The 13,078-nt window shown below is 66.3% G+C and carries 12 protein-coding genes; 11 read left to right on the top strand and 1 reads right to left on the bottom strand.

Translation table 11 applies throughout. The features are described 5' to 3' along the window. Position 1: 1 nt before the first annotated feature. Positions 2-1,192 carry an efflux RND transporter periplasmic adaptor subunit gene (locus GV027_RS07865; RefSeq protein WP_159512805.1) on the bottom strand — a complete coding sequence of 397 codons (1,191 nt, stop codon included), beginning with the start codon at positions 1,190-1,192 and terminating at the stop codon, positions 2-4. Between the two features lie 560 nt (positions 1,193-1,752). Here GV027_RS07865 and rpiA point away from each other — a divergent pair. The 11 genes from rpiA to GV027_RS07810 all read left to right on the top strand — a co-directional run bounded on the left by rpiA (position 1,753) and on the right by GV027_RS07810 (position 13,063). Further along, the gene (gene rpiA, locus GV027_RS07860) at positions 1,753-2,427 is read left to right on the top strand and encodes a ribose-5-phosphate isomerase RpiA (protein WP_159511523.1); all 675 of its coding nucleotides are present in this window, start codon (positions 1,753-1,755) and stop codon (positions 2,425-2,427) included. Between the two features lie 70 nt (positions 2,428-2,497). Next, on the top strand, positions 2,498-4,591 hold the full coding sequence (gene tkt, locus GV027_RS07855) for a transketolase (RefSeq protein WP_159511522.1): 2,094 nt from the start codon (positions 2,498-2,500) through the stop codon (positions 4,589-4,591). Further along, positions 4,591-5,715, top strand: a complete 1,125-nt coding sequence (tal, locus tag GV027_RS07850; protein ID WP_159511521.1) for a transaldolase — start codon at positions 4,591-4,593, stop codon at positions 5,713-5,715. The genes tkt and tal overlap by 1 nt, the downstream gene beginning before the upstream one ends. 147 nt (positions 5,716-5,862) lie before the next feature. Continuing rightward, a complete protein-coding gene (gene gnd, locus GV027_RS07845; protein ID WP_056409181.1) occupies positions 5,863-6,846 on the top strand; it encodes a phosphogluconate dehydrogenase (NAD(+)-dependent, decarboxylating) in 984 nt (327 codons plus the stop codon). Positions 6,847-6,854: 8 nt separating this feature from the next. Then, complete coding sequence (locus GV027_RS07840; RefSeq protein ID WP_236559109.1) at positions 6,855-7,664, top strand: Cof-type HAD-IIB family hydrolase; 810 nt, start codon at positions 6,855-6,857, stop codon at positions 7,662-7,664. After that, positions 7,661-8,404, top strand: a complete 744-nt coding sequence (locus GV027_RS07835) for an HAD-IIB family hydrolase (protein WP_031441770.1) — start codon at positions 7,661-7,663, stop codon at positions 8,402-8,404. The genes GV027_RS07840 and GV027_RS07835 overlap by 4 nt, the downstream gene beginning before the upstream one ends. Before the next feature lie 4 nt (positions 8,405-8,408). Then, positions 8,409-8,864, top strand: a complete 456-nt coding sequence (locus tag GV027_RS07830) for a GreA/GreB family elongation factor (RefSeq protein WP_031441771.1) — start codon at positions 8,409-8,411, stop codon at positions 8,862-8,864. Continuing rightward, on the top strand, positions 8,864-9,046 hold the full coding sequence (locus GV027_RS07825; protein ID WP_031396458.1) for a hypothetical protein: 183 nt from the start codon (positions 8,864-8,866) through the stop codon (positions 9,044-9,046). The genes GV027_RS07830 and GV027_RS07825 overlap by 1 nt, the downstream gene beginning before the upstream one ends. 308 nt (positions 9,047-9,354) lie before the next feature. After that, positions 9,355-10,527 (top strand): NAD(P)/FAD-dependent oxidoreductase, encoded by a 1,173-nt coding sequence (locus GV027_RS07820; protein ID WP_261362608.1) that lies wholly within the window; start codon positions 9,355-9,357, stop codon positions 10,525-10,527. A 57-nt stretch (positions 10,528-10,584) separates the two neighbouring features. Then, complete coding sequence (locus tag GV027_RS07815) at positions 10,585-12,351, top strand: DEAD/DEAH box helicase (protein WP_159511518.1); 1,767 nt, start codon at positions 10,585-10,587, stop codon at positions 12,349-12,351. A gap of 244 nt (positions 12,352-12,595) precedes the next feature. Next, complete coding sequence (locus tag GV027_RS07810; protein WP_159511517.1) at positions 12,596-13,063, top strand: YaiI/YqxD family protein; 468 nt, start codon at positions 12,596-12,598, stop codon at positions 13,061-13,063. Positions 13,064-13,078 lie beyond the last annotated feature (15 nt).

Here is a 13,078-nt window from a genome sequence, read left to right as displayed (position 1 = left end):
TCTAGCCGGCCTTTTTCTGGCTGGCCTTATCGCCACCCGAGGAGTCGCCCTTGGGCGCTTCGATCTTTTGCGCGGTGTTTTCGGGGACCGGCTTCACGCTCTGATTGGGGGCGATCTTCGACAGCCCCTGCGTGATGATCCGGTCGCCGGGGTTGAGCCCGCTGGTGACGACCCAATAGGGGCCCTGCGTCCGGTCGGCCTTGATCGTCTTCTGCACCGCCTTGTTGTCGGCGCTGACGACATAGACGGTCGCATTGCCCTTCGCGTCGCGCGCGACGCCCGCCTGCGGTACGAGGAAGGCGCGCTGGTTGATCGCCTGCGCGAACTTCGCCTGTACGAACATGCCGGGCAGCAACAGCCCCTGGGGATTGGGGAAGCGCGCGCGCAGCGTCACGGTGCCGGTCTCGGTGTTGACCAGCGCCTCGGCGAACTCAACCGAGCCGGTCGCGCCGTAATCGCTGCCGTCCTCGAGCTTGAGGCGGACCTCGGCGCGGGTCGGGACGATGCCGTTCTGGCCAAGCGAGCGGCGCAGCGCGAGCAGGTCGCCCGAGGCCTGCTGGATGTCGACGAAGATCGGGTCGAGCCGCTGGATCTGCGACAGCGGATCAGTCTGCGTCGCGGAGACGAGCGCGCCGACGGTAAACAGCGAGCGGCCGATCCTCCCGGTGATCGGCGCGGGGACGGTCGTGAACTTCAGGTTGATCTGCGCGGTCTCGAGCGCGGCGCGGGTCTGTGCGACCGAGGCGGTCGCCTGACGCGAGGTCGCGATCGCGTTGGTATAATCCTGCTTGCTGATCGCCTCCATCTCGGCGAGCGGCTTGTAGCGCTGGGCGAGGATGCCCTGCGCCTCGGCATTGGCGCGCGCGCTCTGCAGGTTCGCCTGCGCCTCGTTGGCGGCGGCGCGGTAGAGGCGCGGGTCGATCTCGTAGAGCGGCTGGCCCTTCTCGACGAGCGTGCCCTCGGTGAAGAAGCGGCGGCGGATGATCCCGGTGACCTGGGGGCGGACGTCCGAGCTTTCGAACGCGGTGGTGCGGCCGCTCAGCTCGGTGGTCATCGCGACGCTCGACGGCTGGATCACGACATAGCCGACGGTGGGGGTGCCCTGACCCGGCTGACCGCCCTTGCCCTTGCCTTTTGCGGCATCGCCGTCGCCGCCGGAACAGGCCGCGAGGCCGATCAGCGCGGGTGCCATCACGGCGTAGCGCCAAGGGGTAAGTCGTTTGGCTATCAAGTGGGGTATCCGCGATCAGATGAGGGCCGGCTAAACCATGCGGATGTACCAGAAGTATGTCAGTTGAAAAGCGGACGCGAAAAATAGGGAAGAAAGAGTAACCTGGTTTGTTGGTGGGGGTGTTTTGTGGTGTTTCCGGGGTGGGGTTTTTTGCGGTCGGTTGTGTTGGCGAAGGTCGGGATCCGGGGTCGCGAGGGGATCGTTGGTGGCTCTGGATCCTGACTTTCGTCAGGATGACGGGGGGTTTTGGGGGGTGTTAGGATGATTCCCCGGGGCGGTTCGTTCTCCTGATCCGTTCGTATTCCCTAATCCGTTCGTTCCCCCCAATCCGTTCGTTTCGTTCATCCGTTCGTTCCCCCCACTCCGTTCGTTGCGTTTATCCGGTCGTCCCTCCCGTTCGTGGTGAGCGAAGTCGAAGCATCTTCTCCTGGGGCATGCCCTTCGACTTCGCTCAGGGCGAACGGGGAGCGGAACGGGCGAACGGTGAGGGGGCGGGCAGTTGATTTGAAAAGGCGCAACACATGATCGATGACGACAAGCAGGCGGCGGCGGTGGCGGCGGTGACGGAGGTTCGGGACGGGATGCTGGTCGGGCTGGGTACCGGGTCGACCGCGGCGTTCGCGATCCGCGCGCTGGGCGAGCGGGTCGCGGCGGGGCTCGACGTCCGCGCGGTCGTCACGTCCGAGGCAAGCGGCATCCTGGCGCAGCAGGTGGGCATTCCGGTGCTCGACTTTGCCGACATCGCGCAGGTCGACCTGACGATCGACGGCGCGGACGAGATCGATGCGCGCTGTTTCGCGATCAAGGGCGCGGGCGGGGCGATGCTGCGCGAGAAGATCGTCGCCGCAAGCTCGGCACGGATGGTCGTGATTGCGGACGGATCGAAGCGGGTCGAACGGATCGGCGCGGCGAAGCTGCCGGTCGAGCTGCTGCCCTTCGCGCGGGCCTATGTGATGCGCGTGCTGAGCGACCTTGGCGGAGCGCCGGTGATTCGTGCCAACTATCGGACGGATCAGGACAATCTGGTCGCGGATTGCCGGTTTCCGACGCTCGGCGACCCGCACGCGCTGGCGGCGGTGCTGGCGGCGATTCCGGGCGTGCTGGGCCACGGATTGTTTCTCGACGAGGTCGATGCCGCGTATATTGCATCGAAAGGCGTCGTTACGCGACTGGAACGCTCGGATGCATCCGCCTAAAGGCATCCTATGTTGGCAACCAGATCGGATGCGCGGCGTTCGGTCACCGTCTAGAGCGAGGCTTTCTTTCATGACCGATACCGCAACCGCCCCCACGATGAAGGCGGATCCGAACCTGCACGAGGACGGTTCGCCCGAGCGTCTGACGATCGATACGATCCGCACGCTGTCGATGGACGCGGTGCAGAAGGCCAATTCGGGCCATCCCGGCACGCCGATGGCGCTCGCGCCGGTCGGCTACACGCTCTGGTCGAAATTCCTGCGTTACGACCCCAAGCACGCCGACTGGCCCAATCGCGACCGGTTCGTGCTGTCGGTCGGCCACGCGTCGATGCTGCTCTATGCGCTGATCCACCTCGCCAAGATCGAAGAGATCAGTGCGGACGGCGAGAAGAGCGGCAAGGAGGCGGTCAGCCTCGAGGACATCCGGCAGTTCCGTCAGCTTTCGTCCAAGACCCCGGGTCACCCCGAATATCGGCACACGACGGGCGTCGAGACCACGACCGGCCCGCTCGGCCAGGGTTGCGGCAATTCGGTCGGCATGGCGATCGCCGAGCGCTGGCTCGCGGCGCGCTACAACAAGGACGGCTTCACGCTGTTCGACCATGACGTCTACACCATCTGTGGTGACGGCGACATGATGGAGGGCGTCTCGGCCGAGGCGGCGAGCATGGCCGGGCATCTGAAGCTCAGCAATCTGTGCTGGATCTACGACAGCAACCACATCTCGATCGAGGGCGCGACCGATCTCGCGTTCGACGAGGATGTCGGCCTGCGCTTCGACGCCTATGGCTGGAACGTCATCCATGTCGACGACGCGAACGACACCGCGGCGCTGAGCCGTGCGATCGAGACGTTCAAGGCGACCACCGACAAGCCGACCTTCATCGTCGTGCATTCGGTGATCGGTTACGGCAGCCCCAAGGCTGGCAGCGAGAAGGCGCATGGCGAGCCGCTCGGCGACGAGAATATCCGCCTCACCAAGCAGGCCTATGGCTGGCCCGAGGACAAGTCGTTCTACGTTCCGGACGGCGTGATCGAGCATTTCAACGGTGCGATCGCAGAGCGCGGCGCCAAGCTGCGCGACGAATGGGTCGCGCTGACCGACAAGTATCGTGACGCATATCCCGAGCTGTCGGCCGAGCTCGACCTGCTGCTCAAGGACGAGCTGCCCGAGGGCTGGGACGCGGACATTCCCGTGTTCGAGGCCGATCCCAAGGGTGTCGCCAGCCGTGATTCGGGCGGCAAGGTGCTCAACGCGATCGCCGCCAAGGTGCCGTGGCTGATCGGCGGCTCGGCGGATCTCGCGCCGTCGACCAAGACCGACATCAAGGGCCAGCCCTCGTTCGAGGCGAACAACTATGCCGGCCGCAACTTCCATTTCGGCATTCGCGAACATGGCATGGGCGCGATCGTCAACGGCATGGCGCTGTCGCATCTGCGCTCCTACGGCTCCACCTTCCTCGTCTTCGTCGATTACATGCGCGCACCGGTGCGCCTGTCGGCGATCATGGAGGTCGGCGCGGTCTGGGTGTTCACGCACGATTCGATCGGCGTCGGCGAGGACGGCCCGACGCACCAGCCGATCGAGCATCTGGCGACGCTGCGTGCGATCCCCGGGCTCGACACGATCCGCCCGAGCGACGCGAACGAAGTCGTCGCGGCGTGGAAGGCGGTCCTGAAGGATGCCAGCACGCCCGCCGCGCTGATCCTGTCGCGCCAGGCTTTGCCGACGCTCGACCGGACCAAATATGCGAGCGCCGACGGCGTCGAGCAGGGCGGTTATGTGCTCGCCGATTGTGACGGCACGCCCGACGTGATCCTGATCGCGACGGGCAGCGAAGTGTCGCTGGCGGTCGAGGCGCATGAGAAGCTGGTCGCGGACGGCGTGAAGAGCCGGGTCGTGTCGATGCCGAGCTGGTATCGCTACGAACTGCAGGACGCCGCCTACAAGGAAAGCGTGTTGCCGCGGGGCGTGCGGGCACGCGTCGCGATCGAGATGGCCGGGTCGATCGGCTGGGACCGCTATGTCGGGCTCGACGGCGCGACCGTGACGATGTCGACCTTCGGTGCTTCGGCACCGCTCGCCAAACTGCAGGACAAGTTCGGGTTCACCGTCGACAATGTCGTCAAGGTTGCCCGCCAGGTTATGGAGACCAAGTGATGGGTGCGCTTAACGAACTCGAAGGCTTCGGCCAGGCGGTATGGCTCGATTTCGTCGACCGGAAGTTCCTGGAGGCCGGTGGCCTCCAGAAGCTGGTCGACGCGGACGGCCTGACCGGTGTCACCTCCAACCCGTCGATCTTCGAAAAGGCGATGGGCCACGGCGAGGCCTATGACTCGACGCTCGCGAAGTTCGACAAGGAGAACCCCGGCGCGGCGACGATCGACCGCTACGAGCATCTCGCAATCCAGGACATCAAGGCGGCGGCGGAGACGCTGAAGCCGGTGTATGACCGGCTCGACGCCAAGGACGGCTATGTCAGCCTCGAAGTGTCGCCCTATATCTCGGACGACACCGACGCGACGATCGCCGAGGCGCGCAAGCTGTGGGCGGCGGTCGACCGGCCGAACCTGATGATCAAGATCCCGGGGACGCTTGCGGGCGGCCCGGCGATCTCGACCGCGATCTCGGAAGGGATCAACGTCAACGTGACCTTGCTGTTCTCGATCGACGCCTATGTGCGCGTCGCCGAGGCCTATGCGGCAGGACTCGAGAAGCGCGTCGCCGAGGGCAAGCCGATCGACCGGATCGCCAGCGTCGCGAGCTTCTTCGTCAGCCGGATCGATACGATGATCGACAAGCAGATCGATGCACGGCTCGAAAAGGGTGATGCCGAGGCGGATGCGCTGAAGGCAGTGCGCGGCAAGGTCGCGATCGCCAATGCGAAGATGGCGTATCAATGGTATCTCGAGTTCCTGAAGTCGGACCGCTGGCAGGCGCTCGCCGCCAAGGGCGCGCAGCCGCAGCGGCTGTTGTGGGCGTCGACCGGGGTCAAGGATCCGAGCTATCCCGACACGCTCTACATCGACACGCTGATCGGCCGTGACACGGTCAACACGATGCCGCCAAAGACGATGGACGCGTTTCGCGACCATGGCACCGCGGCGGAGACGATCACCGCGGATGTCGATGGCGCGAAGCATGTGCTGGCGGAAGCCGAACGGCTGGGCCTCGACCTGACCGGCGTGACCGGCACGCTGGTCGAAGAGGGTGTCGCGTCGTTCGTGAAGGCGTTCGACGACCTGCTCGGGTCGATCGCGAAGAAGCAGCCGGCGACGGCGTAAGACACGTTCCCGCTCGTGCCGAGTAGGGATCGAGCGAAGTCGAGAGACCGTATCGAGGTACATGTCCCTCGATACGTCGTCTCGACACGCTCGACGTCTACTCGGGACGAACGGCAGGTATTTTCCAGCGAAAGCGCGGAGTGAATCATGAAGATCGGACTGATCGGCCTCGGCCGGATGGGCGGCAATATCGCGCGCCGGTTGATGAAAAACGGCCATGAGGTCGTCGCGTTCGATCGCGATGCGGAGGCGGTGAAGAAGCTCGCGGCGGATGGTGCGATCGGTGCGGACTCGCTCGACGACATGCGTGGCAAGCTCGACACGCCGGCGATCTGGTGGGTGATGGTGCCCGCAGGCGAGCCGACCGAGCAGACCGTGCAGGCGATCGCCGAAAAGGCCGCCGAGGGCGACATCATCATCGATGGCGGCAACAGCTTTTACAAGGACGACGTCCGCCGCGCGAAGGACCTCGCCGAAAAGGGCATCCGCTATGTCGACGTCGGCACGTCGGGTGGCGTCTGGGGACTTGAGCGCGGCTATTGCATGATGATCGGCGGCGAGACGGAGACGGTCGATTATCTCGATCCGATCTTCGACACGCTGGCACCGGGCATGGGCGAGATCGTCCGCACGCCGGGCCGCATCGAGGGGCAGGCCGATCCGCGTGCGGAAAAGGGCTATATCCATGCGGGCCCTCCGGGCGCCGGGCATTTCGTCAAGATGGTCCATAACGGCATCGAATACGGCCTGATGCAGGCCTATGCCGAGGGCTTCGACATCCTCAAGGGCAAGTCGGGCGAGCATGTCGCGGAGGACCAGCGGTTCGACATCAACCTGACCGATGTCGCCGAAGTGTGGCGTCGCGGCAGCGTGATCTCGTCGTGGCTGCTCGACCTGTCGGCGATCGCGCTGGCCAAGGATGGCACGCTCGAAGGGTTCAGCGGCAGCGTCGCGGATTCGGGCGAGGGCCAGTGGACGATCGACGCGGCGATGGAGGAGAAGGTGCCCGCCAACGTGCTGAGCGCCGCGCTCTACGCACGCTATCGCAGCCGGGTCGACCATACGTTCGGCGACAAGCTGTTGTCGGCGATGCGCTTCGGCTTTGGCGGGCATGTCGAGATGCCCCAGTGAACGGGCAAGTGAGCATCAAGCTCCTGGTGTCCGACGTCGACGGCACGCTCGTCGACAAGGACAAGAAGGTCGCGCCCGCGACCGTCGATGCGGTCAGGCGGCTGAAGGCGGCGGGCCTGGGCTTCACGATCATCAGCGCGCGGCCGCGATCGGGGATGATGCCGATCGCCGACCTGCTCGGCATCGACGAGCCGATGGGCGCGTTCAACGGCGGCATCGTGTTCAAGCGCGACGGCACGGTGATCGAGCATCACATGGTCGATGTCGACGTCGTGCGCGGCGCGATGGACATCATCGGTGACGCGCCGGTCGATACCTGGATCTTCGCCGACGATGTCTGGTATGCCAGCACCGACCAGGGCAGCCATGTCGACAGTGAGCGCAAGGCCTCGGCGCAGGATCCGGTGATCGTCGCCGACTTCACCGACCTGCTCGGCAAGGCGGACAAGGTGACGTTCGTCAGCGACGACGAGGATCTGCTGCGCGACCTGCACGCCAAGGTCGCGGCGAAGTTCGACGCGCAGGCGACGATCGTCCAGAGCCAGACCTATTATCTCGACATCACGCCCGTGGCGGGCAACAAGGGTAGCGGGATCGAGGAACTCGCGGACGCGTTCGGCATCAGCCTGACGCAGACCGCGGCGATCGGCGACCAGGCGAACGACATTGCGATGCTCAAGCGGGCCAGGCTGGCGATCGCGATGGGCAATGCGCCGCAGTCCGTCCGCGACGTCGCGCATGAGATTACCACCGCGAACGATGCCGATGGCGTCGCGCACGCGATCGACACCTTTATCCTCACGGGAGTTTCCGCATGAAAGAGTTGGTTGCCTTTGACCTCGACGGAACGCTGGCCGAAAGCAAGCAGCCCTTGCAGGAGCCGATGGGCGAGGCGCTCGCCGACCTGCTCGACGTCGCGCATGTCGCGGTGATCTCGGGTGGCGACTGGCCGCAGTTCGAAAAGCAGGTCGCGAGCCGTCTGCCCGAGCGCGCCGATCGCACCAAGCTGTGGCTGATGCCGACGACCGGCACCAAGCTGTACCGGTTCGACGACGCCTGGCGTGCGGTCTATGCCGAGCTGTTCGAGGACGACGAGAAGCAGAAGATCCTCAAGGCATTCGACGAGTCGCTCGAGGCGACCGGGTTCGTGCCCGAGCAGACCTGGGGCGAGCGGATCGAGGATCGCGGCAGCCAGATCACCTTCTCCGCGCTCGGCCAGGAAGCGCCGATCGACGCCAAGCACAGCTGGGATCCCGACTTCGCCAAGCGCAAGGTGATCCAGGCCGATCTGCGCCAGCGTCTGCCGGGTCTGTCGATCAACATGGGCGGCGCGACCTCGATCGACATCACGCGCGAGGGTGTCGACAAGGCGTATGGCCTGAAGAAGCTCAACGAAGCGAGCGGGATCGCGCTCGACAAGATGATGTTCATCGGCGACGCGATCTTCCCGGGCGGCAACGACTATCCGGCCGAGCAGCTCGGGCTCGACGTCGTGAAGGTGAAGAATGTCGACGGCACGCTGGCGGCGATCGCGGGTATCGTCGCATGCCTGAAGTAAGCGCATGAGCGTCGCGTTTCGCCGTGAAAGCGACGAGGAACATCTCGAGCCGAAGTTCGAACAGCCGATCGCGCCGGGGCCCAATCTGGTCACGGCGCGCGGCCTTGCGCTGATCGGCGAGCGCGTCGAGACGATCGAGGCGGCGGTGGCGGCCGAGACGGACGAGGAAGCGCGCAAGGTGTTGCTGCGCGACCTGCGCTACTGGCACACGCGCCAGACGACTGCCGAGCTCGCGCCGGAGCCCGAAGAGGGTGAGGTCGGGATCGGATCGTCGGTGCGCGTGCGGATGAACGGCGCGGAACGGACGATCGCGATCGTCGGCGGCGACGAGGCCGAGCCGGGCGAGGATCGCCTCGCTTTCTCCGCCCCGCTCGCACGCGCGCTGATGGGCGCCGCGGTGGGCGAGACGGTGGCGTTTGCCGGCAAGGCGGATGCGATCGAGATAGTGGAGATCGCATAATGGCCGAGGCCAAATTCGAACGGCACCGCCAGCCCTGGACCCAGGACGAGATCCAGAAGCTGCATACGCTCGCCAAGAAGGGCATGGCGCTGAAGGCGATCGCCAAGGCGCTGACGCGGAGCGAGGAATCGGTGAAGACGCGCGCGAAGGAAGATTCGCTGAATATCGCGAAGCTGCGCTGACTTTTCCGTTGTCCTGATTTTCGTCAGGATGACGATTGAAGAATTCACCACCCCGGCGGAGGCCGGGGTCCAGTTGGAGAGGTGGGTGTAATGACGCGCGACGTGCGTCATTGGCGTCCCCCAACTGGGCCCCGGCCTTCGCCGGGGTGGTGCTTTCGTTAGGAGCCGGTGGCGCCTATATGGGCGATCCCGAACGCGCCGAATCCGGCCTTGTTCTCCCGCGAAGGCGGGAGCCCAGCCTGGTCCCCGCCTTCGCGGGGAACCACCTTTCATCAGCGGCCGGCACCCCGCGCCGCACGGAGCGAACCTTGTCCGACTATGACGCGATCATCCTCGGGGCAGGCGCCGCCGGGCTCATGTGCGCCGCGGTCGCGGGGCAGCGCGGGCGGCGGATCCTGCTTGTCGACCATGCCGAGCAGGCGGGGAAGAAGATCCTGATCTCGGGCGGCGGGCGGTGCAACTTCACCAACATGCACACCGCCGCCGACCGCTATATCTCCGCCAATCCGCATTTCGCCAAGTCCGCGCTCGGCCGTTACACCGCGCAGGATTTCCTCGCGCTCGTGGAGAGCTACGGGATCGCGTGGCACGAAAAGACGCTGGGGCAGCTGTTCTGCGACGGCTCGGCGAAACAGATCGTCGAGATGCTGCTCGACGAATGCGACAAGGGGCGGGTCGACCTGTCGCTGGGACGCGGCGTCACCGCGGTCGAGCAGGGTGACGGCGGCTACCGCGTCGCGATCGACGGCCGCGCGGTCACCGCGCCCGCGCTGGTGATCGCGACCGGCGGGCCGTCGATCCCGAAGATGGGCGCGACCGGCTTTGCCTATGATCTGGCGCGGCAATTCGGGCTGAAGGTGGTCGAGCCGCGGCCCGCGCTCGTCCCGCTGACGCTAGGCGGCGACGAGATCCTGTTCCGCGAGCTGTCGGGCGTCGCCGCCGACGTCGTTGCGACGGCCGGCAAGACCGCGTTCCGTGAGGCAGCGCTGTTCACGCATCGCGGGCTGTCGGGGCCGGCGATCCTGCAAGCCTCGTCCTATTGGCGGCACGGCCAGCCCGTGGGCATCGATTTCGTCCCCGACCGCGACTCCGGCTGGCTCCCCGCAGCGAAGCGCACCACGCCGCGCACGACGCTACGCAAGCTGCTCGGGGGTACGCTGCCCGACCGACTCGCCGAGACGCTGAGCGAGCGGCTGGGGATGACGGGGGAGATTTCCACCCTCACCGATCGCCGGCTCCAGGACGCGGAGCGTGCGCTAAGCCATTGGCAATTCACGCCAAATGGCAGCGAAGGCTATGCCAAGGCGGAGGTGACGGCGGGCGGAATCAGCACTGCTGAGCTTTCTTCACAAACAATGGAAGCCAAACGCGTAAAAAACCTGTATGCGGTCGGCGAAGCGGTCGATGTCACAGGGTGGCTCGGCGGCTACAACTTCCAATGGGCATGGGCGAGCGGGTGGGCCGCGGGCCAAGTCCTGTAGGGACCACCACGCCAGTGCTTTGCCGTAGCGTCAAGCCGGCCACCAATTAGGACGTACATGCCTTTTTCAAATATTCCGTCGCTTCTTTCAGAAGCGCTCGCCGCGCGTGGCTATACCGCGCTCACCCCCGTCCAGGCGCATGTGATCGAGGAGAATGCGGTCGGTCGCGATCTCGTCGTGTCCGCACAGACCGGCTCGGGCAAGACCGTCGCGTTTGGCCTGGCCATGGCCGGCGAACTGCTCGGTGAAGCGGGTGAGGACGGCGTTCAGCGCCTGCCGGCGCCGCACAAGCCGCTCGTCCTGTGCATCGCACCGACGCGCGAACTCGCGCTGCAGGTCAGCCGCGAGCTGATGTGGCTCTATGCCAAGGCGGGTGCGCGCATCTCGACCTGTGTCGGCGGCATGGACGCGTCGAAGGAGCGTCGCAGCCTCGCACACGGCGCGCATATCGTCGTCGGCACGCCCGGCCGTCTGCGCGACCATCTTGAGCGCGGCGCGCTCGACCTGTCGGCCCTGAAGGTCGCGGTGCTCGACGAGGCCGACGAGATGCTCGACATGGGCTTCCGCGAGGATCTCGAGCAGATCCTCGACGCGTCGCCCGAGCAGCGCCGCACCCTGCTGTTCTCGGCGACGATGCCGCGGCCGATCGTCGCGCTCGCCAAGCGCTACCAGCGCGACGCGGTGCGGATCTCGACCGTCGGTGAGGATCGCGGTCATGGCGACATCTCGTACCAGGCCGTCACGGTCTCGCCGTCCGAGATCGAGCATGCGGTGATCAACCTGCTGCGCTTCCACGAAGCGGAGACGGCGATGCTGTTCTGCGCGACGCGCGATAACGTGCGCCATCTGCATGCGAGCCTGGTCGAGCGCGGTTTCGCCGCGGTCGCGCTGTCGGGCGAGCATTCGCAGAACGAGCGTAACGCCGCGCTCCAAGCGCTGCGGGATCGCCGTGCGCGCGTCTGCGTCGCGACCGACGTCGCCGCGCGCGGCATCGATCTGCCGACGCTCAGCCTCGTCGTGCACGTCGAGCTGCCGCGAGATGCCGAGACGCTGCAGCATCGCTCGGGTCGTACCGGTCGTGCGGGCAAGAAGGGCACCGCCGTGCTGATCGTGCCGTTCCCGCGTCGCCGTCGCGTCGACATGATGCTGAAAGGTGCGAAGATCAACGCGGAGTGGGTCAACGCCCCGACCGCCGAGGACATCCGCAAGAACGACCATGAGCGGCTGATCACGATGCTGATGCAGCCGGTCGAGGTCGAGGAAGAGGATCGCGAGCTCGCGACCCGCCTGATGGCCGAGAAGACCCCTGAGGATATCGCCGCGGCGCTGGTGCACATGCACCGCGCGACGATGCCGCAGGCCGAGGATCTGATCGACCAGAGCAAGCAGTCGGTCAGCGACGATCGTTCGCAGGGTCCGCGCGCGGGCTTCGAGGACACGGTGTGGTTCCGCATGGACATCGGTCGTCGCCAGAACGCCGATCCGCGCTGGATCCTGCCGCTGATCTGCCGTCGCGGGCACATCACCAAGTCCGAGATCGGTGCGATCCGCATCGGCCCGAACGAGACCGCGTTCGAGATCCCGCGCGCCGTCGCGTCGCGCTTCTCGGCGGCGATCCAGCGCACCGCGCAGGCGGGCGAAGAGGAGAGCGGCGTCGCGATCGAGGCGATGCAGGGCGCACCCGAGAGCACCGCACGCCATGCCGGCGGCGGTGGTCGCAGCAACGCGGGCGCCCCGCGCTCGACGCTGCACCGCGCGGCCCCGCGCGGCGGTCCGGCGCCGGCGCGCAAGGCGCCGTATCGCGGCAATCGCGAGTGTAGCTGAACCTGCCGCCTTCCGTTCGTGCTGAGCGACGTCGAGGTACCCCGGCCTGGGGCATGCCCTTCGACTTCGCTCAGGGCGAACGGGGTGAGGGCGCTGGCCGGCCCCCGCGCCGTCATTCTGACGATGGCAGGGGCCCTCTCAGCCCCGTCATCCTGACGAAAGTCAGGACCCAGAGTAACGAACGCCGTCCTGTATGACCCTGGGTCCTGACTTTCGTCAGGATGACGAGGGGCGGGAGATGACCATGACCGACCTGCCACCCTCGCTCCGCATCCTCGTCGACGCCGATGCGTGTCCCGTCAAGGACGAGATCTACAAGGTCGCGTGGCGGCACGAGGTGCCCGTCACCATCGTCGCGAACAGCCATTTTCGGATACCCGTCCACCCGCTCGTCAACCGCGTCGTCGTCAGCGACGGGTTCGACGCCGCCGACGACTGGATCGCCGAGCAGGCCGATGCGAGGGCGGTGGTGATCACTGCCGACATCCTGCTCGCCGATCGCTGCGTGAAGGCGGGGGCGACCGTGCTCGCGAACACCGGCAAGCCGTTCACCACCAGCTCGATCGGCGGTGCGATCGCGACGCGCGCGATCATGGCCGATCTGCGCGCGGGCGGCGACGTGATCGGCGGGCCGGCACCCTTTGCCAAGGCGGACCGGTCGCGTTTCCTGTCCGCGCTCGACGCTGCGCTGGTCCGGCTGAAGCGCGGCTGAGCCATGGCTCGACTT

This window comes from Sphingomonas sp. T1 (assembly GCF_902506585.1).
In the GTDB taxonomy this organism is placed as follows: domain Bacteria; phylum Pseudomonadota; class Alphaproteobacteria; order Sphingomonadales; family Sphingomonadaceae; genus Sphingomonas; species Sphingomonas aerolata.
Note: the sequence above shows the minus strand (reverse complement) of the source record. Positions and strands in the feature narration are given on the sequence as shown.

What these genes read in the sequence shown, in the direction of transcription:
- GV027_RS07865 (WP_159512805.1), bottom strand. Translation starts at nt 1,192, where the DNA reads ATGGCACCCGCGCTGATCGGCCTCGCGGCCTGTTCCGGCGGCGACGGC.
- rpiA (WP_159511523.1), top strand. Translation starts at nt 1,753, where the DNA reads ATGATCGATGACGACAAGCAGGCGGCGGCGGTGGCGGCGGTGACGGAG.
- tkt (WP_159511522.1), top strand. Translation starts at nt 2,498, where the DNA reads ATGACCGATACCGCAACCGCCCCCACGATGAAGGCGGATCCGAACCTG.
- tal (WP_159511521.1), top strand. Translation starts at nt 4,591, where the DNA reads ATGGGTGCGCTTAACGAACTCGAAGGCTTCGGCCAGGCGGTATGGCTC.
- gnd (WP_056409181.1), top strand. Translation starts at nt 5,863, where the DNA reads ATGAAGATCGGACTGATCGGCCTCGGCCGGATGGGCGGCAATATCGCG.
- GV027_RS07835 (WP_031441770.1), top strand. Translation starts at nt 7,661, where the DNA reads ATGAAAGAGTTGGTTGCCTTTGACCTCGACGGAACGCTGGCCGAAAGC.
- GV027_RS07830 (WP_031441771.1), top strand. Translation starts at nt 8,409, where the DNA reads ATGAGCGTCGCGTTTCGCCGTGAAAGCGACGAGGAACATCTCGAGCCG.
- GV027_RS07825 (WP_031396458.1), top strand. Translation starts at nt 8,864, where the DNA reads ATGGCCGAGGCCAAATTCGAACGGCACCGCCAGCCCTGGACCCAGGAC.
- GV027_RS07815 (WP_159511518.1), top strand. Translation starts at nt 10,585, where the DNA reads ATGCCTTTTTCAAATATTCCGTCGCTTCTTTCAGAAGCGCTCGCCGCG.
- GV027_RS07810 (WP_159511517.1), top strand. Translation starts at nt 12,596, where the DNA reads ATGACCGACCTGCCACCCTCGCTCCGCATCCTCGTCGACGCCGATGCG.